Origin of the sequence: Roseovarius sp. MMSF_3298, from assembly GCF_030733705.1 — a bacterium.
GTDB lineage: Bacteria > Pseudomonadota > Alphaproteobacteria > Rhodobacterales > Rhodobacteraceae > Roseovarius > Roseovarius confluentis.
In genome coordinates, this window is sequence record NZ_JASHIN010000001.1 from 266,784 (window position 1) to 287,272 (window position 20,489).

22 protein-coding genes and 1 tRNA gene are annotated in these 20,489 nt (G+C 62.3%); 10 read left to right on the forward strand and 13 right to left on the reverse strand.

The annotated features are described in order from the left end of the window. Positions 1 to 140: 140 nt before the first annotated feature. The 7 genes from rpmF (at position 141) to RBB18_RS01350 (ending at position 5,124) form a co-directional block, all read left to right on the forward strand. A complete protein-coding gene (gene rpmF, locus RBB18_RS01320) occupies positions 141 to 347 on the forward strand; it encodes a 50S ribosomal protein L32 (RefSeq protein WP_057789461.1) in 207 nt (68 codons plus the stop codon). 25 nt (positions 348 to 372) lie between these two features. After that, on the forward strand, positions 373 to 1,473 hold the full coding sequence (plsX, locus tag RBB18_RS01325; protein WP_103761146.1) for a phosphate acyltransferase PlsX: 1,101 nt from the start codon (positions 373 to 375) through the stop codon (positions 1,471 to 1,473). Continuing rightward, positions 1,470 to 2,444 (forward strand): beta-ketoacyl-ACP synthase III, encoded by a 975-nt coding sequence (locus RBB18_RS01330; protein ID WP_306111911.1) that lies wholly within the window; start codon positions 1,470 to 1,472, stop codon positions 2,442 to 2,444. The genes plsX and RBB18_RS01330 overlap by 4 nt, the downstream gene beginning before the upstream one ends. A 112-nt stretch (positions 2,445 to 2,556) precedes the next feature. After that, positions 2,557 to 2,859 carry an integration host factor subunit alpha gene (ihfA, locus tag RBB18_RS01335; protein ID WP_057789467.1) on the forward strand — a complete coding sequence of 101 codons (303 nt, stop codon included), beginning with the start codon at positions 2,557 to 2,559 and terminating at the stop codon, positions 2,857 to 2,859. Between the two features lie 10 nt (positions 2,860 to 2,869). Further along, positions 2,870 to 3,835: a MerR family transcriptional regulator gene (locus tag RBB18_RS01340; RefSeq protein ID WP_245890351.1), complete on the forward strand. Its 966-nt coding sequence runs from the start codon at positions 2,870 to 2,872 to the stop codon at positions 3,833 to 3,835. A 62-nt stretch (positions 3,836 to 3,897) separates the two neighbouring features. Beyond that, positions 3,898 to 3,974, forward strand: a tRNA-Pro gene (locus RBB18_RS01345). Positions 3,975 to 4,047: 73 nt separating this feature from the next. Beyond that, entirely contained in the window at positions 4,048 to 5,124 is a 1,077-nt protein-coding gene (locus RBB18_RS01350; protein WP_306111910.1) for a 2'-deoxycytidine 5'-triphosphate deaminase, read from the forward strand. On the opposite strand, the gene RBB18_RS01355 is transcribed toward RBB18_RS01350, so the two are convergent. From RBB18_RS01355 to RBB18_RS01390, 8 genes are all read right to left on the reverse strand, one after another. After that, on the reverse strand, positions 5,121 to 5,339 hold the full coding sequence (locus RBB18_RS01355; protein ID WP_306111909.1) for a hypothetical protein: 219 nt from the start codon (positions 5,337 to 5,339) through the stop codon (positions 5,121 to 5,123). The two genes, RBB18_RS01350 and RBB18_RS01355, sit on opposite strands and share 4 nt — an antisense overlap. 82 nt (positions 5,340 to 5,421) lie before the next feature. Beyond that, entirely contained in the window at positions 5,422 to 6,093 is a 672-nt protein-coding gene (gene scpB, locus RBB18_RS01360; RefSeq protein WP_103761142.1) for an SMC-Scp complex subunit ScpB, read from the reverse strand. A gap of 7 nt (positions 6,094 to 6,100) precedes the next feature. Beyond that, complete coding sequence (locus tag RBB18_RS01365) at positions 6,101 to 6,889, reverse strand: ScpA family protein (protein WP_306111908.1); 789 nt, start codon at positions 6,887 to 6,889, stop codon at positions 6,101 to 6,103. Then, positions 6,882 to 7,889 (reverse strand): beta-N-acetylhexosaminidase, encoded by a 1,008-nt coding sequence (gene nagZ / locus RBB18_RS01370; protein ID WP_306111907.1) that lies wholly within the window; start codon positions 7,887 to 7,889, stop codon positions 6,882 to 6,884. The genes RBB18_RS01365 and nagZ overlap by 8 nt, the downstream gene beginning before the upstream one ends. Beyond that, the gene (locus tag RBB18_RS01375; RefSeq protein WP_103761140.1) at positions 7,886 to 8,881 is read right to left on the reverse strand and encodes an SPOR domain-containing protein; all 996 of its coding nucleotides are present in this window, start codon (positions 8,879 to 8,881) and stop codon (positions 7,886 to 7,888) included. Before RBB18_RS01375 ends, nagZ begins: the two co-directional genes overlap by 4 nt. A gap of 77 nt (positions 8,882 to 8,958) precedes the next feature. Continuing rightward, on the reverse strand, positions 8,959 to 10,704 hold the full coding sequence (gene argS / locus RBB18_RS01380) for an arginine--tRNA ligase (RefSeq protein WP_103761139.1): 1,746 nt from the start codon (positions 10,702 to 10,704) through the stop codon (positions 8,959 to 8,961). A gap of 48 nt (positions 10,705 to 10,752) precedes the next feature. Further along, on the reverse strand, positions 10,753 to 12,600 hold the full coding sequence (locus RBB18_RS01385; protein WP_274594195.1) for a sodium:proton antiporter: 1,848 nt from the start codon (positions 12,598 to 12,600) through the stop codon (positions 10,753 to 10,755). A gap of 3 nt (positions 12,601 to 12,603) precedes the next feature. Beyond that, positions 12,604 to 13,773 (reverse strand): deoxyguanosinetriphosphate triphosphohydrolase, encoded by a 1,170-nt coding sequence (locus tag RBB18_RS01390; RefSeq protein ID WP_306111906.1) that lies wholly within the window; start codon positions 13,771 to 13,773, stop codon positions 12,604 to 12,606. Positions 13,774 to 13,850: 77 nt separating this feature from the next. Here RBB18_RS01390 and RBB18_RS01395 point away from each other — a divergent pair, with 77 nt between their 5' ends. Then, entirely contained in the window at positions 13,851 to 14,177 is a 327-nt protein-coding gene (locus tag RBB18_RS01395) for an iron-sulfur cluster assembly accessory protein (RefSeq protein ID WP_057789486.1), read from the forward strand. 1 nt (position 14,178) lies between these two features. On the opposite strand, the gene RBB18_RS01400 is transcribed toward RBB18_RS01395, so the two are convergent. From RBB18_RS01400 to RBB18_RS01410, 3 genes are read right to left on the reverse strand one after another with little or no spacing between them, the layout of a single operon-like run. Beyond that, positions 14,179 to 15,081, reverse strand: coding sequence for a DMT family transporter (locus RBB18_RS01400; RefSeq protein WP_306111905.1), 903 nt, complete (start codon positions 15,079 to 15,081; stop codon positions 14,179 to 14,181). After that, complete coding sequence (locus tag RBB18_RS01405; RefSeq protein WP_306111904.1) at positions 15,078 to 16,154, reverse strand: hypothetical protein; 1,077 nt, start codon at positions 16,152 to 16,154, stop codon at positions 15,078 to 15,080. The genes RBB18_RS01400 and RBB18_RS01405 overlap by 4 nt, the downstream gene beginning before the upstream one ends. A gap of 43 nt (positions 16,155 to 16,197) precedes the next feature. Next, positions 16,198 to 16,611 (reverse strand): DUF6749 family protein, encoded by a 414-nt coding sequence (locus tag RBB18_RS01410; RefSeq protein ID WP_306111903.1) that lies wholly within the window; start codon positions 16,609 to 16,611, stop codon positions 16,198 to 16,200. 325 nt (positions 16,612 to 16,936) lie between these two features. Between RBB18_RS01410 and xth the strand changes: the two genes are divergently transcribed. Beyond that, the gene (gene xth / locus RBB18_RS01415) at positions 16,937 to 17,719 is read left to right on the forward strand and encodes an exodeoxyribonuclease III (RefSeq protein ID WP_306111172.1); all 783 of its coding nucleotides are present in this window, start codon (positions 16,937 to 16,939) and stop codon (positions 17,717 to 17,719) included. Here xth and RBB18_RS01420 read toward each other — a convergent pair. Both RBB18_RS01420 and dksA read right to left on the reverse strand, forming a co-directional pair. Next, positions 17,716 to 18,885: an FAD-dependent monooxygenase gene (locus RBB18_RS01420; protein ID WP_274594190.1), complete on the reverse strand. Its 1,170-nt coding sequence runs from the start codon at positions 18,883 to 18,885 to the stop codon at positions 17,716 to 17,718. The two genes, xth and RBB18_RS01420, sit on opposite strands and share 4 nt — an antisense overlap. A 72-nt stretch (positions 18,886 to 18,957) precedes the next feature. Beyond that, complete coding sequence (gene dksA / locus RBB18_RS01425) at positions 18,958 to 19,380, reverse strand: RNA polymerase-binding protein DksA (protein ID WP_057790282.1); 423 nt, start codon at positions 19,378 to 19,380, stop codon at positions 18,958 to 18,960. A 204-nt stretch (positions 19,381 to 19,584) separates the two neighbouring features. Here dksA and RBB18_RS01430 point away from each other — a divergent pair, with 204 nt between their 5' ends. Further along, positions 19,585 to 20,424 carry a MoxR family ATPase gene (locus tag RBB18_RS01430; RefSeq protein ID WP_274594189.1) on the forward strand — a complete coding sequence of 280 codons (840 nt, stop codon included), beginning with the start codon at positions 19,585 to 19,587 and terminating at the stop codon, positions 20,422 to 20,424. Positions 20,425 to 20,489 lie beyond the last annotated feature (65 nt).

A 20,489-nucleotide genomic window follows, 5' to 3' on the forward strand; every position in this document is an offset into this window, starting at 1 on the left:
AATCGCTGGACAGCAAGCGATTTCCTTGTATTTTCGCGCTCTCACCGGATTTAGGGTTGCACGCCGGGCTCTTCAGGGATTAAGAGCCGCGTCAGCGTATGAAACCGGGCCGAAAGGCCCATAAAATTTGAGGTTGTGACATGGCCGTCCAACAGAACAAAGTATCGAAATCGCGCCGCAACAATCGCCGGGCGCATGACTCGCTGGAGGGTGCAAACCCGAACGAGTGCCCGAACTGCGGTGAACTGAAGCGCCCGCATCATGTGTGTGTCGCCTGTGGTCACTACGCGGATCGCGAAGTCATCGCGTTGGATGACGAGGTCGACCTGGACGAAGACGCAGCCTGAACGGCGGCATCAAGGGACGCGTCCAATGACGGCATCGGCCGACAGTAAGACAAGCGGGCGCATCCTTATTTCCGTAGACGCCATGGGTGGTGATCTTGGCCCGGCAACCGTCGTTGCCGGGATTTCCGTGTCTGCAAAGAAGAATGACCGGATCGGGTTTATCCTGCACGGGCCCGAGGACGTGCTGAAACCGCTGGTCGCCAAGCGAAAGCACCTCGCCGGGCGATGCGAGATTCGCAACGCGGGCGACGTGGTCGAGATGGAGGACAAGCCGAGCCAGGCGCTGCGCCAGGGCAAGGACACCTCGATGTGGTCGGCACTGGAATCCGTGCGCAACGGCGAGGCGAGCGTCTGCGTGTCCTGCGGCAATACCGGCGCGCTGATGCTGATGTCAGTCATTCGTCTGCGCAAGCTGCCGGGGATCTATCGCCCGGCTATCGCGGTGCTGTGGCCGTCGCAGAATCCGCAGCGGCACAACATCATGCTGGATGGCGGCGCCGATATCCGGGCCGATGCCAAGGACCTGATGCAATACGCGCTGATGGGCACGTCCTATGCCCGCAACGGCTTTGGTCTGGAGCGGCCGCGCGTCGGGCTTTTGAATGTGGGCACCGAAGAGCACAAGGGCCGCGCAGAACTGCGCGAGGCGTACGATCTAATCGAGGGCAATGCGCGAAACGGCGATTTTGAATTCGTGGGCTTCGTCGAGGGGCGCGACCTGCCCGGCACGGTCTGCGACGTGATCGTGACCGACGGATTCACGGGCAACGTGGCGCTGAAGACCGGCGAAGGCACGGCAAAGCTTATTCGCGAGTTGCTCAAGGAAGCCTTTGCGCACACGCCGCTGTCGCGGCTCGCCTCGATCCTGGCGTTGACCTCGCTGCGGCGAATGGGCAAGCGGATCGATCCCAGCCGGGCGAATGGCGGAGTATTTCTGGGTCTCAACGGGACAGTGGTGAAATCGCACGGCTCGGCCGATGCCACGGGGATATCCGCCGCCGTCAAGCTTGCCTTTGAGCTGGCCGATACCGGGTTCACCGAAAAACTGGCCGCACGGGTTGCAACTGCGACGATGCTTGAACAGGATGCCGCAAACGAACCCGACAGTAACGGTGAACAGGCATGACGATTCGCGCCGTTGTAGACGGTGTCGGTCACTACCTTCCTGAACGAGTGGTGCCGAATTCTCATTTCGAGACGTTTCTCGAGACGTCCGACGAATGGATCAGGAGCCGGTCGGGGATCGAGCGCCGCCATTTTGCCGCCGAGGACCAGACCACGTCCGATCTTGGCGCTCGTGCGGCCCTTGCGGCGATGGCCGATGCGGGGGTTGGGCCCGACGATATCGACGGCATTCTCGTGGCCACCTCGACGCCCGACCTGACCTTTCCCTCGGTCGCCACAATGATCCAGAAAGAACTGGGCATGACACGCGGCTTCGGCTTTGACGTACAGGCGGTCTGTGCCGGGTTCATCTATGCGCTGGCAAATGCCAACGCGCTGATCGTCTCGGGCCAGGCCAAACGCTTGCTGGTGATCGGGGCCGAAACGTTCAGCCGGATCATGGACTGGACCGACCGCTCAACCTGCGTACTGTTCGGTGACGGGGCCGGCGCGGTGGTGCTGAGTGCCTCCGAGGCCGACGGCACATCGCAAGACCGTGGCATCCTTTCGACCGATCTCAATTCGGACGGGCGTTATCTCGACATGCTGTATGTCGACGGGGGCGTGTCGTCGACCGGTACCTCGGGCAAGCTGAAGATGCAGGGCAACCTGCTGTTCAGGCAGGCCGTAGAAAAGCTGACCACCACCGCCGAGGCCGCCCTTGAGAAGGCCGCGCTGAGTGATGACGATGTCGACTGGATCGTGCCGCACCAGGCCAATATCCGGATCATCCAGGGCACCGCGAAGAAACTTGGGGTCCCGATGGACCGGGTCGTCGTGACGGTGCAGGATCACGGCAACACATCGGCCGCATCAATCCCGCTGGCGCTTTCGGTGGGCGTGGCAGAGGGCAAGATCAAGCGCGGCGACGTAATCGTTTCAGAGGCCATCGGTGGCGGCCTGGCTTGGGGCGCCGTGGTTCTGCGCTGGTGAATGTCGGAACAAAGCGCGATTTTTCCGCTTAAACTGTACCTTCCAAGTCATTGACATTGACTCGGAAAATTCTTCACCCCTAAAGTCCTTTGCAAACGACAAAGGGGATGTGATGACAAACGATACGGTGACACGGATGGACCTGAGCGAAGCAGTGTTTCGCGAAGTGGGTCTGTCACGCAACGATTCCGCCCAACTGGTCGAAAGCGTTTTGGAGCATATGTCGGACGCGCTGGTGCGCGGCGAACAGGTCAAGATCTCGTCCTTCGGTACCTTTTCTGTTCGCGACAAGTCCGCCCGCGTGGGGCGTAACCCGAAGACCGGCGAAGAAGTCCCGATCAACCCACGGCGTGTTCTGACATTCCGTCCGTCGCACCTGATGAAGGACCGGGTGGCGGCAGGCAACAAGGCCTGAGGGTCCACCGATGGGCAAATCCGCCGACGCGTTCCGGACCATCAGCGAGGTCGCCGATTGGCTTGAAACCCCGGCGCACGTGCTGCGTTTCTGGGAAAGCAAGTTCAGCCAGGTAAAACCGGTGAAGCGCGCAGGTGGTCGGCGGTATTACCGTCCCGCGGACATGAAGCTTCTGGGCGGAATCAAGAAACTGCTGCACGACGATGGCATGACCATCAAAGGCGTGCAGAAGATGCTGCGTGAACAGGGCGTTGGCCATGTTTCGGAGTTTTCCCAACCGCTGGGCGATGCGGCGGATGACGTCATAATAGATCATGTCGAGGATGCGCCAGCAGCGGAATCGGCCGATGCCGTGGCGGACATCACCTCACCTGAAGCTCAGCCGGATCCGACGGACCCGGTGGGGCGCCCTGCCCCACCCGCCGCTATGCCTGCAGGTTCGGCGCCCGAGTCGAACGCCCCACCACCCCAGCAATCGCCGGGCGCCGTGCCCGACCCCGCACCGCTGACGCCCAGTGCCGCGCCCGAGCCCGCGCCGGTTGCCTCAAGTCTGCCGCCGCGGCCGGATCGCGTGGCACAGACCGAGACACCGCCGTCCGAGCCACCTCAGAGCGCAAGCGACGAAAGCCCGGTGACCTTCAGCCGGAACAAGACTGAAGCCGAGTCGCCGCAAGAAGACGTCCCGCCGCTGCCAAGTTTCCTACAACGGCGGAATGCATCAACTGAAGCCTCCGCGGCGTCCGGCACCGTGGACGGCCCGGTCGACGAACCGGAGCCTGCCAGGGCCGAGCCGCCTGCGTCGCAACCGATCGAGGTAGATGTTCCCGACGACCCTGATGACGGACTCGACGTCGATCCGGGTGTTCTGTCGATGCTGGCGCGGGTACGAAGACCGCTGACGCCCGACACGATTACCAGACTTGAAAGCCTGCTGTCCCGGCTGCGCGCGACAACCGGTTCCACGCCCAGAGAGTAGCGCGTGAATCTGGAATTTCCCCCTTGTCCTTGGCGCGAAAACCAGTATGAACGGCCAGACGTCGGGCTATGGCGCAGCCTGGTAGCGCGTCCGTCTGGGGGACGGAAGGTCGCAGGTTCGAGTCCTGCTAGCCCGACCAATTCTTCGCGTACCACAGGCCTTTTTTCCCGGGGCAACACGGGTGCCGCCACGGCGCGTGCAAGGAGGATCGCATGACCGGCGTTCTGGCCAGCCAGCAACTGAGGGCGATGATCCTCGACGGGCGTCTTTCGGCACAACCGTCGATCACCGACGAACAGGTACAGCCCGCATCCCTGGATTTGCGGCTTGGCACAACGGCGTACCGGGTCAGGGCGTCGTTCCTTGCCGGGGCCGGTGCGAAGGTCGAGGACCGGCTGAAGGAATTCGAGATGCACCGGATCGACCTGTCGGACGGCGCGGTGCTGGAAAAGGGCTGTGTCTATGTCGTGCCGCTGATGGAGCAGCTGGACCTGCCGTCGAATATCCATGCGGTAGCGAATGCCAAATCCTCGACCGGGCGGCTGGACCTTCTGACGCGCACGATCACGGATGGCGGCGAGGAGTTCGACCGTATTCCGGCCGGTTATGCCGGGCCGCTTTACGCAGAGATCTGCCCGCGGTCCTTTTCGGTGCTGGTACGGCCCGGAATGCGGCTGAACCAGATCAGGTTCCGGTCCGGTCAGGCGGTGTTGAACGATGCCGCGTTGAGCGCGCTGCACGCCGAAAGCCCGCTGGTGGACGCCCCACCGGTGATCAGCGACGGGCTGGGATTCTCAGTCGACCTGAAGCCCGAGGCCGGTACGCTGGTGGGCTATCGCGCCAAGCCCCACACGGGCGTGATCGACCTGGACAATATCGCGGGCTATGACGCCGCCGAGTACTGGGAAGAGGTCCATAGCGACACGGGCCGCATCATTCTGGACCCCGGCGCTTTTTATATCCTGGTAAGCCGCGAGGCGGTGCATATCCCGCCTGCCTATGCGGCCGAGATGGCACCCTACCTGGCGATGGTGGGTGAATTCCGGGTGCATTACGCGGGATTCTTCGACCCCGGGTTCGGCCATGACGCGGCCGGCGGTGCCGGATCGCGCGGGGTGCTGGAAGTGCGCTGTCACGAGGCGCCCTTCGTGCTGGAACACGGGCAGATCGTCGGACGGCTGGTGTACGAGCAGATGGACGAAGTGCCCGAACAACTATACGGCGCGGGCATTGCGTCAAACTACCAGGGCCAGGGGCTCAAGCTGTCAAAGCATTTCCGGGCGGCCTAGAACTTACCAATCTTGCGCGCGACGCGCATGGACTGGCGCATACGCTTCTGCGTCTCGGCCGTCTGCTTTTTCTGCTGCGGGTCCGCGGCGCCCTTACCCTCGGGCGATTTCTTCCCGCGCTGCGAGAACTTGTCGATGCCGGCATTCACGCCCGAGCGAACCACACGGTTCATGACCATGCGAATGACCATGTTGATGATACGGTTGGCGTTCATTGCGCCCTCCTCGTCCTGTGTCTTCTCCATGATGTAACACGGAAAGATGAAATTTTCAGGGCTTTAACCGAATTATCGCGGCTCAGTCCTCGAATAGCTCGGTCTGGCCTTCTTCGGTCTCTTCGTTCAGGTCCTCGTCGCCATCGCCCATCTGCGGCATGTCGCCGGGTGGCGGACGATTTTCCAGCAGGCCGGCGGCGCGCAACTCCTTCAGACCCGGCAGGTCGCGGGCATTTTCCAGGCCGAAATGGTCGAGGAAATGGGGTGTAACGACGAAGGTCACCGGCCTCCCCGGCGTCATTTTGCGGCGTCCGAAGCGGATCCACTCCATTTCCAGAAGCTGATCCACCGTACCACGGCTGACGCTGACGCCACGGATTTCCTCGATCTCGGCGCGGGTGACGGGCTGGTGGTACGCAATGATGGCCAGCGTTTCGATCGCAGCGCGGCTGAGCTTGCGGGTCTCGACCGTTTCCTTTTGCATCAGGAAGCCGAGGTCGGGTGCCGTGCGCATGGCCCAGGCGTCGCCGACCTTGACCAGATGCACGCCCCGGCCCTCGTAGCGTTTGCGCAGATGTACCAGCGCCTCGGCGGCGTCACAGCCATGCGGCATCCGCGACTCGATCTCCTTTGCCGAGATCGGCTCGGCAGTCGCAAATAGGATCGCTTCGCACATGCGCTCCTGCTCGGCCATGGGAGGGGCCTCGAAAAGGCTTTCTTCCTGCGGCGCGGGGTGTTCAGTTTCGTCCGACATAGGCCTCTTATCCTTTACGCCGCAGTTCCAGCGGCGCGAAAACCTCGGACTGGCGCAGTTCGACCTTGCCCTCCTTGGTCAACTCGAGCGCGGCCGCGAAGGTCGAGGCAGTCGCCGAGCGCCGGCGGGCCGGATCGGCAGTGAAGCCATCGGGCAGATAGGATGCGATGTCGGTCCATGCGCCGGCAAATCCGATTAGGCCGCGCATCCGTTCCAGCGCTTGTTCCAAGGTGAAAAGCGCCTCGCGGTCGAACGCGTATGGGCGAAACTCATCCCTTGTTCGGATGCGGGCATAGCCCTGCATCAGGTCAAGCAGCGTGGCGGTGTACTGCACGCGGCGGATGCGCGTGACGTCCTCCGGCAGGCCGCGGGCAAAGAAATCGCGGCCGAGCTGGTCGCGGCCCATCAGCCGCGCAGATGCCTCGCGCATGGCTTGCAAACGCTCCAGTTGGAAGGCGAGGTGTGCGGCAAGCTCCTCGCCCGAAGGGCCCTCTTCCGACGGATCGGGTGGCAGTAGGAGGCGGGATTTGAGGAAGGCCAGCCATGCGGCCATGACGAGGTAATCCGCGGCCAGTTCCAACCGTAGCGCCTTGGCGCGTTCGACAAAGGCGAGGTATTGTTCGGCCAACTGAAGCACGGAGATCTTGCGCAAGTCGACCTTTTGCGTACGGCTGAGTGTCAGCAGCAGGTCAAGCGGCCCCTCGTAGCCGTCCACGTCGACGATCAGCGACTCGGCCGCCATGCGATCGCTCACGCTTTCGATTTGCCCCATTTCTTCGAATGTATCTTCAGACATTGCCCTGGCCGTGTAGCAGTTCGGCAAGCTTTGCCTCCAGCGTAGGAATGTCAACCGTTGTTGGGGTTTTCCGCGCGGCAAGGGCAGCTTCGGCCCGCTGCAGGGCGTCACCGGCCAGCGTGCCGGAGGCGTCGGTGACCGCCTTCATCTCGTCGAACGTGCCATTGCAATGCAGGATCACGTCGCAGCCCGCTTCGATCGATTGCCGCGACAGAGTGGCAAGATCGCCTTTGAGCGCCTTCATCGAGATGTCATCCGTCATTATCAGGCCGTCAAAACCGATCCGCTCGCGGATCAGTTGCATCATTCGGCGCGATGTGGTCGCGGGCGCTGCATCGCAGGCCTCATAAACAAGATGCGCGGTCATGCCCATCGGAAGATCGCTGAGAGCGGCGAAGGGGCGAAAATCGGTCTCGGCGAGGGTGTCGATGTCGGTTTCGACGACAGGCAGGTCGAAGTGGCTGTCAACGACGGCCCGGCCATGACCGGGGATGTGCTTGACCACCGGCAAAACGCCACCGTCCAGATGCGCGTTGGCCACTGCGCGGCCAACCTTCGCCACCGTATCCGGATCCGTTCCATAGCAGCGGTTCTTCAGAAACGGGTGCGTTTGGCGCCCGGCGACGTCGACCAGAGGCGCGCAGTTGGCGTCTATGCCCAGTTCGATCAGTTCGTGCGCGATGATGCGATAGCGCGCGTACATCGCCACTTCGGCGTGACTTCCGGCCAGTTCGACCTGTTCCAATGGCGGCAGCCATTCGCGCCAGACCGGGCCGCGCAGGCGTTGGACGCGCCCGCCCTCCTGGTCGATCAGGATGGGGGCGTTGTGATCCGCGGCCTGACGCAGGCTGTCACAGAGTGCGCGCACCTGGTCGGGGCTGTCGATATTGCGGGAAAACAGGATGAAGCCGAAAGGACGGCTCGCGCGGATGAGAGCAGTCTCTTCCGGTGTCAGTTCTGTGCCCGCTACGCCAAGGATCGTGGCGCCTAGCGTGCTCACCTTGTCACCACCGGAATGCAATCGGCCTTCTCGGCCACGAGCGCCGAGCAGAAGCGACGCGCATCGCTGAGGTCGCCGAAGCCCATGGCCCGCAGGCGATAGAAGGTACGGCCGCCGCTTTGCGCTTTCTGGATCACCCGCTGTTTATCGTCGAGATATTCCGCGAACTTGTCCGACAGCTTGCCCCATTGCTGTTCCGCAATGGCGGCGCTTTCGAAGGCGCCGAGCTGGGCCATGCGAGTGCCGGCGGGGATGGTCTCGGGATTGATTTCGGGCGCGGCCTGCGCGGCGACGCTAGCGGCGACAGCATCCTCAACGGTGCTGACCTGCGCGGGGCGAGCCCTTGGCCGCAATGAGCGCCCAAGACCTTCGGTCACCTGCGTGGCAGTGGGGTCGGGCTCTGCCGCAGGCTCTTCGTCGGCATCAAGCGCCGGCTCGGCGGTGGCGTTATCTGTGCTGTCCTCCGTTGCAGGGGCGACAGGAGTCAGGGGCGCGACACCATCGGACAATTCGTCGGCCAAGGTGTTGAGGGCGGCCAGCGTGGCGGCATCTTCGTCGGTTTCAACGGCATCCTCGGACTCGGCGATTGGCGTCACTTCTTCTGTTGCATCCTCGGTTCCTGTTGCCGGAGCGGCGACCTGTGTTTCTGCCTGGGGCGTGTCCTCGAGGCTGAGAGCCAGCGGTTCCGGTGCCAGCACCAGTCGGTCCGCCGGCTGTGCCGCAGAGCCGTCGGCGGCCACGTCGTTGACCGCAAGCCCCTGGTTTTCAGCCGTGGAGCCACCGGGATTCTCGGGCTGAATGCGCATCGGGCCTTCTGCGACGCGCACCACCGGCACGCCGCTGACATCGCGCACGAGGATCTTGTAACCCCAGACGCCGATCCCGATCACGAGGGCCAGCGATATCGCCGCCCCGGCCATGTTGGTGAATTTCTGAACTGATATCTGCCGAACTGTCCCCGTTTCATCGGAGACACCATGCATCTGTGCCATCGCTCGCCTCGCTACCTCCGGCGATACTTGGCCGCCGGGTTGGATTACTGCCACGTCCCCGGCGCTGGCACGGTTTATTACCGCATCTCTTCGGCCGGAGTTACGCCCAAGATACCAAGACCGGCGGAAATAACAACGGTTACGGCCCGCGCAAGCGCAATTTTCGCCTGCGAACCGGCGATATCGGTCTCGTCAAGGAAGCGAAGCGCAGGCAAGTCGTTACCCCGGTTCCAGAGGCTGTGCAGGTCGCTGGCGAGGTCGTAGAGATAGAAGGCCACGCGATGCGGCTCGTTTGTGCGACCTGCGATCTCGACCAGCCGGGGCCATTCGGCGATTTTCTTTGCCACGGCGAGTTGTGCGGTGTCCTGAAGCACCGAGAGATCCGCGCCGGCCAAGGTGGTGTCATCGACATCGATGCCGGCCTCGCGTGCCTTGCGCATTACGGAAGAAATCCGCGCATGAGCGTATTGCACGTAAAAGACCGGATTTTCCTTGGATTGCTCCAGGACCTTGTCGAAGTCGAAATCGAGCGGCGCGTCGTTCTTGCGGGTCAGCATGACGAAACGGGTGACGTCCGGACCGACCTGGTCGACCACGTCGCGCAGCGTGACGAAGGTCCCTGCCCGCTTGGACATCTTGAACGGCTCGCCGTTCTTGTAGAGTTTCACCAACTGGGTGAGCTTGATGTCGAGCGGCACGCGGCCATCGGTGAGCGCGCTGACGGCGGCCTTCATCCGCTTGACGTAGCCACCGTGGTCGGCCCCGAAGACGTCGATCAGCGCGTCGAAGCCACGCTCGACCTTGTCGTAGTGGTACGCGATGTCGGGCGCGAAGTAGGTCCAGCTGCCATCGGATTTCTTGACCGGGCGATCGACGTCGTCGCCATGTTCGGTGGACTTGAAGAGCGTCTGTTCGCGCGGCTCCCAATCCTCGGGCTTCTTGCCCTTGGGCGGCTCGAGCACGCCTTCGTAGATCAGACCCTTGGCTTGCAGCGCGTCAAGCGCCTGTTCGATCCGGCCCGTGCCATAGAGGGACTTCTCGCTGTAGAAGACGTCCATCCGGACACCGAGCGCGCGCAGGTCTTCGCGGATCAGATCCATCATCGCGTCGGTGGCGAAGTCGCGGACCTCTTCCAGCCAGACGGCCTCAGTCTGGCCGACATATGCATCGCCCACCTTCGCCTTGAGCGCTTCACCGACCGCGATGAGGTAGTCGCCCGGATACGTGCCGTCTTCGAAGGCGATTTCCTGGCCATGCGCCTCAAGATAACGCAGGTAGACGGAGCGTGCGAGCACGTCGACCTGGGCGCCGCCGTCGTTGATGTAGTATTCGCGGGTGACGTCATAGCCCACGTAATCCAGCAGGCTGGCCAGCGCGTCGCCGAAGACCGCGCCGCGGGTGTGACCCACATGCAGAGGACCAGTCGGGTTGGCCGAGACGTATTCGACATTGACCTTCTTGCCGTTGCCCAACTCGGACCGGCCATAGGCCTCACCGCGCTCAAGCGCGGCGCGCAGGACGTCCTGCCAGAGCGTGTCCGACAGGCGCAGGTTCAGAAAGCCCGGTCCCGCCACTTCGGCGCTCTCGATCCGGTCATCGGCGGCCAAGAGACCGGCCAGCGTGTCGGCGATATCGCGGGGTTTCTGGCCAGAGGGCTTGGCCAGAACCATCGCCGCATTGGTGGCCATGTCGCCATGCGCGGGATCGCGGGGCGGCTCGACCGTGACGTTCGACATCTCAAGGCCGGCCGGCAGTTTCCCCTGCCCCTGCATGGTATCAAGGGCGGCAAGGACGCAGGCGCGGATTTCGGTAAACAGATTCATCGGACAATCCTTCATTTCGGCGCCGGTTTATCACCCGGGCCGGTCGCGTCAATCCGCGCTGTCCGTCTCGGCGGCCGCCTCGGGCGTCTTGTCTTCGCGCGGGGGCCCAAGCCAGAGAAGCTTGAACTCGCCGCCGGTCTCGACTTTCGAGGTCTCGGACAGGATCCGTAGACCGGTGGCCGGGCTGTGCGTGGCGAGGGGGATGCCTTCTTCGTTCTGGGCTGACCAGTCCTCCATCGTGAAGTCGTCGGTCATGTTGGTGGCGCGGACCTGCCAGTCTTGGACCATCCTGCTCGCCAAATCGGTATAGCCATAGCCCTGCGCCACGACGCGCCCACCCAGCGAGGCGGGAAGCGCGTGGCGCTTGCTGTCCTGCTTGGCGCGGCCAAGCTGGTAGACGTTCTCGCGCCCGAATTCCGGCGCGAGGTCGGTGGCGACCAGCGTGTTGTAGGCGTCGTTGTCACTGAGCGCGAGAACGACGCCGTATTTCATGATCTCGGCGCTGTGCTCGGCGGCCTCTGACAGCACGTCGCCGAAAAAGGTCGGCAACCCGGCTTCACGTGCGCTGCGCAGGCGGGCACGGTTGGTGTCGGTGATCAGGATCGGCACCTCGAGGTCCTGAAGTGTTTTCGCGAAGGAGGTGGCGAATTGCGAACCACCCGCCAACAGAACGCCCGGCTGCCCCTTGCCCGCCAACCCCATGGCGCGGGCCAGCGGGGCCAGCGTGAAGCCGTGCAGAACTACGGTCGCGGCGACCAGCGCAAAGGCGAAGGGTGTGAGAAAGGCCGCGTCCTCGACCCCTTCGGCCACAAGCCGCTCGCCGAAAAGGCCCGCGACCGCGACCAGCACGACCCCGCGTGGCCCGGTCAGCCCGACAAGCAGTCGCTCGCGGAAGGGAATGTTGGTGAAGGCCAGTGAGAACAGCACCGTCAGCGGGCGCACCAGCAGGATCACGACCGCCACCATTGCGGCCGCGTTCCAGTTGATCCTGTTGAGTGTTGCAACGTCCATGCTGGCCGCCAAGAGGATAAACACCCCCGAGACCAGCAGGATCGTCGCGTGCTCCTTGAAGCGGCGCAGTTCGGTATAGCTGGGCAGGTTGGCGTTGGCCATCACAACGCCCATCACGGTGACGGCCAGAAGGCCGCTTTCGTGAAGCATGTAATCGGTGACAGCGAAGATTCCGAGCAGGATGGCGAAGAGCACCGGCACCTTCATGTATTCCGGCACGTACGCCCGGCGGAACGCCTCGCTGAGAACCCAACCTCCGGCCCAGCCAAGCGCGCCCGCCACGACGATACCACGGATGATCTGCCAAGCCGCGAGGCCGAGACTGCTCTCGCTGGCCGTCAGGACGACAACCTCGAAGGCCAGCACGGCGGCAAGCGCGCCGATAGGATCGTTTACGATGGCTTCCCATTGCAAGAGCTGCGCGGGACGACGATTGAGACGCGCCTGGCGCAAAAGCGGTGCGATGACTGTGGGGCCTGTGACGATCATGATGCCGCCGAAGACAGCGGAACTTTCCCAACTGAGACCGCCCACATAATGCAACGCCAGGGCGCTGCCGATCCAGCCCACGGGCGCTCCCAGCAGAACGAGACGCTTAACGCCCTGCTCGGCCCCGCGCAGAGAGTGGAAATCGAGCGTCAGCCCCCCCTCAAAGAGGATGATGGCCACGGCAATGGAAATCATAGGCCCCATCAGCGTGCCGATATCGCGTGCCGGATCAAAGATTCCGAGGATCGGTCCCGCGATGAGGCCCGCGGCGAGCATCAGCACGATCGCCGGCATCCGCAGGCGCCACGCCACCCATTGGGCCCCGACGCCGAGCGCCCCCACCAGCGCGACCGCCATGACCGGGTCGATCGCCCCTTCCGCACCGCCAGTTGCCATAGGCTATATTCCCTTTCTCTCGCTCATGTCGGCGTCGCCGCCCAACAGCCGCGCATGAGCCTCGAGCGCGAACCGGTCCGTCATTCCCGCGATATAGTCCGCGACCAGACGCGCCAGCGCCGTTTCATCGGGGGCATCGGCCACGTCCTGACGCCACCGCCGCGGAAGGAAGTCGGGATGCGACATGTAGAACGGAAACAGGTCCTCGACTACATTGGTGACACGCTTGCGCATCTCGACCACTTTGGGAGCGCGGTACATACGTTTGAAAAGAAAAGACCTTATCTGCTGAAGATCAGACCACATTGGATCGGAAAAGCGGATCACAGGGCGGCCAAGGTCACGCACTGCCTGGGCGTCGGCCGGCGCAGTGCGCTGAAGACGCGCATGCGAGGTTTCGATCACATCCGTGACCATGACGCCAAAGACTCGGCGCAGCGCCTCGTGTCTACGGCGATAAGGATCGAGTCCGGGATATTTTGCATCCACTTCACGATAGCACGCGCCGACGACCGGAAGCTCGGCAATGTCGTCTTCGCTGAAAAGTTTCGCGCGCAGGCCGTCATGCAGATCGTGATTATTGTAGGCTACGTCATCGGCAAGTGCGGCCACCTGCGCCTCGGCACTGGCATAAGTGTCGAGTTCAAGGTCGTGGCGAGCATCATAGTCGGCCAGCGCATAGGGAAGGTCGCCCGTGACTGGGCCGTTATGTTTGGCGATGCCTTCCAGCGTGTCCCATGTCAGGTTCAGGCCATCGAATTCGGCATAATGCCGCTCCAGCGAGGTGACGATGCGAATGGCCTGCGCGTTATGATCAAATCCGCCATATTGCGCCATCAACGCGTCGAGCGCATCCTCGCCGGTATGGCCGAAAGGTGTGTGGCCCAAATCATGCGCCAGCGCCACGGCCTCGGTCAATTCGACATTCAGACCAAGCGCCCCGGCGATGGTCCGGGCCACTTGCGCCACTTCGATCGAGTGTGTCAGGCGGGTGCGGAAATAATCGCCCTCGTGCTCGACGAAAACTTGCGTCTTGTGCTTGAGACGGCGAAACGCACTGGAATGGATGATCCGGTCGCGATCCCTTTGATAACAAGACCGAAATGCGCTTTCTTCTTCGGCGTACAGACGTGCGCGCGCTGCTGCCGGATCCGAAGCATAAGGGGTATGCATCGCCTGTTTCCTTGTCGTCCTGTCCCAGCGTTCGTATATTCCAAGATGAACGGCAAAGAAACCTTGAGGATCGCCAGATGCAAATGCCCCCCAAAGTGACGCAACGCGCCTATGAACGCCTTGCTGAAATCGGTGCCGGCGAACAGGGTCAGGCCCTGCGCGTCGCCGTCGAAGGCGGCGGGTGCTCGGGCTTTCAGTACGACATCAAGCTGGACGCGCCCACGGGTGATGACCTTGTTCTGGAAGGCGGCGATGGTCAGAAGGTCATCGTTGACAGTGTGTCCCTGCCCTTCCTGGCCGGGGCGACGATTGACTTCACCGAGGAACTGATCGGCGCGCGGTTCACCATCGACAACCCGAACGTGACCAGCGCGTGCGGTTGCGGGACGTCCTTTTCAATGTGATCTATTCGGCGGGAACGGCCGCTTTCGGTGCATGGGTGCGGAGCTGGTCCCAAACCAACCATGCGCCGGCCGCGATCAGAAGCGCCGCACCAAGAAACACCCCTGCCCCGGTCCGTTCGCCGAACGCGAGCGATCCGATAGCGACCATCCAGAGAAATTGCAGGTTCATCAAGGGCGTGACCACATAGGCCGGAAGCAGCTTGAGCGCGGCCACCAGAACCCATCGCGCGGCAAAAAGCAGCCCGGCGTAATAGGTCACCCACATCACATCCAACCAGCCCATCGGCACGAAGACGAAAGGCAAGGCAGCGCTCATCATGACCATCAGCGCGAGGTTGGGATAGAAGACCTGCGACAGCAGCCCACCCGGGTCGCGCTGGCCGATATAGCGCGAGGCGACCATGGAAACTGCTCCCATCGCAACGGCAAGAAAAGCGACGAGATGACCTGCCCCGAAACTGTCAAGGCCGCCAGGAAACAGCGCGGCCATGCCGAGGACGCCCAAAATCATCGCGCCCCAGACCTGCCCCCCCGCGCTTTCTTTAAGCATCACCCGCGACAAAAGCGCGGCTAGGATCGGGATGATGGCGATAAACAGGAAAACCTCGGCGAAGGGCAGCAGCTTGAACGCATAGAAGAAGGCGCAAGTGCCGATGACGGTGGCGGCGGCGCGCAGCGCCATGACGCGTGGGCATCGGGTGGCAAGCACGCGCGTGGCGGCGGATTTGCGGCCCGCCGCCAGGCAAAAGAGTGAGACCAGACCGCCGGAGAGCGCGAACATCTGGGGTGCAGCGTAAGTGGATGAAAAAAGCTTGGTGATGGCATCGGCACCTGTGATCAGTAGCGTGTAGATCACTGTCAGAAACACACCCAGAAAGACCGCCTCGCGGCCCCGGGCGATCATGCCGGTATTCCTTTGACGGTCGCGGCGCGGGAGAAGCCGTGGAAGAAGGCGTCGAAGTCGACGGCCTTTTCGGCGGCCTCGACCACCTCGCGGGCCTCGGCGGTCAGGAGCGGGTCGATGCGGGTGCGCATCCGGGACCAGTCGGCAATGCGGTTGCCCTCGAGGCAGTACATGCATTCCGACAATTCGCGCAGCGGGGCCACGTGCGGCCTTGGCGCGGTGATCCGAAGCCCGCCTTCGGGAAGCATCGTGCCGAACCCGCCAAGCCCGGCAGTGGACAGGAACCATTGGACCATCAGGTAGGGATGGTAGTCGTCCGACACCCAACCAGTCGCGTCGGCCTCGATCACGAAATGCCGTACCTGCGCCGCCAGCCAGCTTTCCCAGGTGTCAGGCGGAGTTTGCCCGGAAAAGCGCAGGGCGATGCAGATTTCGGCAAGGAGGTCGATGTTCATTTCGAGGAACGCTACAGTTCCGGCAAACCGCAGGCTGTCGATGAAAACGGCTGGCAGGTCGGGATCGCGGTGGCCGTACTCGGACAGATAGAAGACAATATGAGTGAGTTCGTAGGCGGCCTTTTTGTTGGGGAGCGTGAACGTCGCGCTTCGGCTGCCGAAGCCGCGCAGTCGATCATCCAGCCCAGAGTCGCAAAAGGTAGGATCTATGCCGCGGCGTAGGCAAAGGCGACGGGCCTCGGCGCGCTGAAGGTCAGAGAGCTCTGCATGCACCAGCCCCTCAGAGGCAACCCACTCTACTGATCGTGCGCCCATGTCTCCGGGCATGCCGAGATCCTCGAGGTCGAGGCAAAGCGACAGGAGGAACCGGTAATATTGGGGGAAGAACGCAAGCTTGCGATCCAACGTAATGTAGTGCGGCTCAAATGGAGCAAGGGCCGAAAGCGGTAGCTTTGCGCCTGTGCTCGTCAGAATGTTCAGAACCTCGGCGTTTTCCTTGAGCCAGAAGACGTCGGTGTCAGGCCGCCGCTCGCAGGCGAAGCGTTGCAGGAGCGCGGTTTGCCGGGCGTCCCGCGTGGTCTGGCGGAACGGAAGGTCGAGTGTGACAACGGATCCCATAGTTATGATATCCCTGTAATTTGTTTCCGTTCCGCCGTAGGTCTTAGAGGCTTGACGTGAAGGCGCCGACAATTTCGCCTTCGCCGGCACGCTCTGTCCGGACGGGGCTGAGGCTGGACGTGAATGCTTCGACGGCGTCGCCAGCGCTGGTGGTGGTTCCGGTCACCGGGCCGAGGCTGGAGGTGAAGAGGTCAACCGAGTCACCGGTTGCGCTGTCGGACGTTGCGCTGGCGGCCAAGCTGGAGGTGAAAGCCTCGACCGCATCGCCTGTCAACCGGCTGGTTTCTGCAACAGGACCCAGACTGGAAGTGAACGCCTCGGTTCCGGCACCGTCCAGCATGTCGCCAGATGCTTGCAATGACGAGGTGAAAGCTTCGACAGCGGTGCCGTCGTGCAGGCTGGCCTCGATAGAAGCGGCGGAGTTTTCGGCGAAACGATTTTTGCGAAGTGCAACCATTGGTGGTCTCCTGATTTGGTCAACACTCAAAACGGTTACACGCAAAACGGGTTTTGCAAACTGAAATTCGCGGATAGCGAGTTATCCACAAGGCTAATTTTCTAATCGCGATTTTCACGCGGCCTTGCCTGCTTTTCCGTGCGCTACTTTGCAGCGCACGGAAAAATTTGTTTTCCACAGCGCAACGAATCTGTGGATAACCGGATGATTGTTTCCAATTTAAGCCGAATCAGCCTCGATGAGAATCGTTAAGGAAGTCCTTGTTCCGGCTTGCCTCGCCATTCGTGCTGAGCGATAGATTGCAAAGAACCGAGGGGGGCCGTGCATGAAGATCGCCAGTTTCAATATCAACGGCATCAAGGCCCGGCTGAATGCCCTGACCGATTGGCTGGACGAAGCACAACCTGATATGGCGTTGCTGCAGGAGATCAAAACGGTCGACGAAGGCTTTCCCCATGAACCATTCGAAGACCGCGGGTATAACGTAGAAACCCATGGTCAAAAGAGCTTCAACGGGGTTGCGATTCTGTCAAAACTGCCCTTGGAGGACGTCACACGTGGCCTGCCCGGCGATGACGAAGACGACCATGCGCGGTGGATCGAGGCGACGGTCGTGGGCGAGAAATCGTCGGTGCGTCTGTGCGGGCTTTACCTGCCCAACGGAAACCCGGCGCCGGGGCCAAAATACGACTACAAGCTTGCCTGGATGCAACGTCAGAAGAAGCGCGCCACCGAGTTGCTTGCGACCGAGGAGCCCTTTTTGATGGCAGGCGATTACAACGTTATTCCACAGGATGAGGACGCCAAGCGCCCAGAGGCCTGGGCCGAGGACGCGCTGGCCCTGCCGCAAAGCCGGGCAGCCTTTCGCGAGCTTCTGGCCATGGGATTCACCGAGGCCTTCCGTGCGCGTGTGCCTGGGCCCGGCCACTACACATTCTGGGATTATCAGGCGGGCGCCTGGAACCGGGACGACGGCATCCGCATCGACCATTTCCTGCTGAGCCCGCAGGCGGCGGACCTTTTTGTCGGCGTGGGCATCGACAAGGATGTCCGCGGTCGGGAAAAGCCCTCGGATCACGTGCCGATCTGGGTCGAACTGGATGCTTAGACGTCCGTCGCCGTAACGTCGTAGCCGTAGATCCAGTCGAACTGTCCAACCATGCGGCCGGGCATCAAAGCCCCGCCAATACGAAGGGCGGCGTGTGCCGCGGCGCGGAGCGGCGGAAAACTAAGGTGGTATTTCCAGGCATTTCGGCTGGCGGTGTCTACAACCCGTCGCACGCGGTCAAAACGCATGTCTTGGTAAGCACTTAGCGCGGCTTCCAAAGTCGAGCCGTCGCCAAGGCAACGGCCAAGAGCGAAGGCGTCTTCCAGCGCCATATTGGCCCCTTGCGCCATGAAGGGAAGCGTAGGATGGGCCGCGTCTCCGGCCAGAACCACGGCACCCAAATGCCATTTTGCGGCCACCGAATGGCGGAAAAGCCCCCAGCGATTCACTTTTTCCACCCGGTCGAGCAAATCCTTCGCGTCGCGCCCGAAATCCCCGAAGACGCCGCGCAGCGTTTCCGGATCATCCTCAGCGGTCCAGCTTTCCTCGTGCCACTGAGCCCGTTCCTGTACAGCGACGAGGTTGCGCATACGCCCGCCGCGGAGGGGATAGGTGACAAGATGCCGGTGTGGGCCCATGAACACCTGCGCCTGAGGGTCGGCGCCGGTTTCGGGTATCACGGCGCGCCAGGCCACCTGCCGGGTAAAGAAAGGGGCGGACGTGCCGTTGAGCGCCTGTCGCGCAACCGAATGGAGCCCGTCGGCGCCGACCACCAGATCGCAGTCGAGCATGGATCCGTCCTTCAGGGTGACCTGGGGCGCCGGTCCCGGCGTCACGGACATCGCCGTATGGCCCAGCGATATCTCGACCCCTGCTGCAAGGGCTGCGTGTTCGAGGATGTGGACGAGGTCGGCGCGATGCACGAAATGGTAGTCACCGCATGGCAGCCGCGCGAGATCGAGACGGACGACTTCGGTCCCCTTGTAGTCGCGCAACAGCACCGACTGCCCGCGCACGGATTTCGCCCTCAGCGCACTGCCCAAGCCCAGCTTTTCGAGCACGACGAAGCCGTTGGGACTGATCTGCAGGCCCGCGCCCACTTCCGTGATCCGGGGGGCTTGTTCAAGAACGCGCACGGCGGCGCCCGCGCGGCGCAGCATGATCGCCGTTGTCAGCCCACCAATGCCTCCGCCGAGAACGATGCAATTGAGAGACGCGATATCCATGACGATCCTTTGAATGCGAAAACGCCGAAGCAAAAGCCTCGGCGTCTTGAATTCGCTTAGGTTCTCCGGCGATCAGTCGTCGCGGTGAACCTTTTCGCGCCGTTCGTGACGTTCTTGCGCCTCGAGACTCATCGTCGCGATCGGGCGCGCATCCAGACGCTTGAGGCTGATCGGCTCGCCGGTCACTTCGCAATAGCCGTATTCGCCCTCGTCAATCCGGCGCAGCGCAGCGTCGATCTTGGCGACAAGCTTGCGCTGGCGATCGCGTGTGCGCAGTTCCAGCGCCCGGTCGGTTTCCTCGCTGGCGCGGTCGGCCACGTCGGGGATGGCGCGCGTGCCGTCCTGAAGGCCCTCGATGGTATCGCGGCTGTCCTCGAGCAATTCGCTCTTCCAGGTCAGCAGCTTGCGACGAAAATACTCCACTTGCCGTTCGTTCATGAACGGCTCGTCTTCGGCCGGAGTGTAATCCTCCGACAGAACCACGTCCTGTTTCATTTCCACTCCCTCCTGCAGGTCCCCGTCGGTCACCCAACTTCCCCTTTAGAAATCCACCTTGTGGCGTGCAATTACACGCGCCTCGACAGATTGTCACTACACAAATGCCCGCCATTGATGTGAATTCCCCATGACAATAGGGTGCTGCAAAAATTCCATGCGACCCGCCACTTGCGCGCGGCGGGACCAAGAAAAGGGACGCTCATGAAATTCGAAGGCACCGACGCCTATATCGCCACCGACGACCTGACCGTCGCGGTAAATGCCGCCGTGACTCTGGAGCGCCCCCTTCTGGTCAAAGGCGAGCCGGGCACCGGAAAGACCGAGTTGGCCCGGCAAGTTGCCAACGGCCTGGGCCTGCCGATGCTGGAGTGGAACATCAAGTCCACCACCAAGGCACAGCAGGGTCTTTACGAGTACGACGCGGTGTCGCGGCTGCGCGACAGCCAGTTGGGCGAGGAACGCGTGCACGACGTGCGCAACTACATCCGCAAGGGCAAACTGTGGCAAGCGTTCGAGGCCGAGGAAAAGATCGTGTTGCTGATCGACGAGATCGACAAGGCCGATATCGAGTTTCCCAACGACCTGTTGCAGGAACTGGACCGTATGGAGTTTCACGTCTACGAGACCGGCGAGACCGTCCGCGCGGTCCAGCGGCCGATCGTGATCATCACCTCGAACAACGAAAAGGAACTGCCCGACGCCTTTCTGCGACGGTGTTTCTTCCATTACATTCGTTTTCCGGACCCCGATACGATGAAACAGATCGTCGAGGTTCACCATCCGGGTATCAAGGAACGGCTGCTGACCGAGGCGTTGACGCAATTTTATGACATCCGAGAACAATCGGGACTGAAGAAGAAGCCTTCGACCTCGGAAGTGCTGGACTGGCTGAAGCTTATCCTGGCCGAAGACCTGACGGCGGAAGACCTCAAGCGCGACGGTGCCGACGCCCTGCCCAAGCTGCATGGGGCGCTACTGAAGAATGAGCAGGACGTGCACCTTTTTGAACGGTTGGCCTTCATGGCGCGCCGCCAACGCTAAAGGTCTAGTCTGAAAATTCGACACCGGCACGCAAATGCGTGCCGAAGCGGCAACAATCATTCCCC

What these genes read in the sequence shown, in the direction of transcription:
- rpmF (WP_057789461.1), top strand. Translation starts at nt 141, where the DNA reads ATGGCCGTCCAACAGAACAAAGTATCGAAATCGCGCCGCAACAATCGC.
- plsX (WP_103761146.1), top strand. Translation starts at nt 373, where the DNA reads ATGACGGCATCGGCCGACAGTAAGACAAGCGGGCGCATCCTTATTTCC.
- RBB18_RS01330 (WP_306111911.1), top strand. Translation starts at nt 1,470, where the DNA reads ATGACGATTCGCGCCGTTGTAGACGGTGTCGGTCACTACCTTCCTGAA.
- ihfA (WP_057789467.1), top strand. Translation starts at nt 2,557, where the DNA reads ATGACAAACGATACGGTGACACGGATGGACCTGAGCGAAGCAGTGTTT.
- RBB18_RS01340 (WP_245890351.1), top strand. Translation starts at nt 2,870, where the DNA reads ATGGGCAAATCCGCCGACGCGTTCCGGACCATCAGCGAGGTCGCCGAT.
- RBB18_RS01350 (WP_306111910.1), top strand. Translation starts at nt 4,048, where the DNA reads ATGACCGGCGTTCTGGCCAGCCAGCAACTGAGGGCGATGATCCTCGAC.
- RBB18_RS01355 (WP_306111909.1), bottom strand. Translation starts at nt 5,339, where the DNA reads ATGAACGCCAACCGTATCATCAACATGGTCATTCGCATGGTCATGAAC.
- scpB (WP_103761142.1), bottom strand. Translation starts at nt 6,093, where the DNA reads ATGTCGGACGAAACTGAACACCCCGCGCCGCAGGAAGAAAGCCTTTTC.
- RBB18_RS01365 (WP_306111908.1), bottom strand. Translation starts at nt 6,889, where the DNA reads ATGTCTGAAGATACATTCGAAGAAATGGGGCAAATCGAAAGCGTGAGC.
- RBB18_RS01375 (WP_103761140.1), bottom strand. Translation starts at nt 8,881, where the DNA reads ATGGCACAGATGCATGGTGTCTCCGATGAAACGGGGACAGTTCGGCAG.
- argS (WP_103761139.1), bottom strand. Translation starts at nt 10,704, where the DNA reads ATGAATCTGTTTACCGAAATCCGCGCCTGCGTCCTTGCCGCCCTTGAT.
- RBB18_RS01385 (WP_274594195.1), bottom strand. Translation starts at nt 12,600, where the DNA reads ATGGCAACTGGCGGTGCGGAAGGGGCGATCGACCCGGTCATGGCGGTC.
- RBB18_RS01390 (WP_306111906.1), bottom strand. Translation starts at nt 13,773, where the DNA reads ATGCATACCCCTTATGCTTCGGATCCGGCAGCAGCGCGCGCACGTCTG.
- RBB18_RS01395 (WP_057789486.1), top strand. Translation starts at nt 13,851, where the DNA reads ATGCAAATGCCCCCCAAAGTGACGCAACGCGCCTATGAACGCCTTGCT.
- RBB18_RS01400 (WP_306111905.1), bottom strand. Translation starts at nt 15,081, where the DNA reads ATGATCGCCCGGGGCCGCGAGGCGGTCTTTCTGGGTGTGTTTCTGACA.
- RBB18_RS01405 (WP_306111904.1), bottom strand. Translation starts at nt 16,154, where the DNA reads ATGGGATCCGTTGTCACACTCGACCTTCCGTTCCGCCAGACCACGCGG.
- RBB18_RS01410 (WP_306111903.1), bottom strand. Translation starts at nt 16,611, where the DNA reads ATGGTTGCACTTCGCAAAAATCGTTTCGCCGAAAACTCCGCCGCTTCT.
- xth (WP_306111172.1), top strand. Translation starts at nt 16,937, where the DNA reads ATGAAGATCGCCAGTTTCAATATCAACGGCATCAAGGCCCGGCTGAAT.
- RBB18_RS01420 (WP_274594190.1), bottom strand. Translation starts at nt 18,885, where the DNA reads ATGGATATCGCGTCTCTCAATTGCATCGTTCTCGGCGGAGGCATTGGT.
- dksA (WP_057790282.1), bottom strand. Translation starts at nt 19,380, where the DNA reads ATGAAACAGGACGTGGTTCTGTCGGAGGATTACACTCCGGCCGAAGAC.
- RBB18_RS01430 (WP_274594189.1), top strand. Translation starts at nt 19,585, where the DNA reads ATGAAATTCGAAGGCACCGACGCCTATATCGCCACCGACGACCTGACC.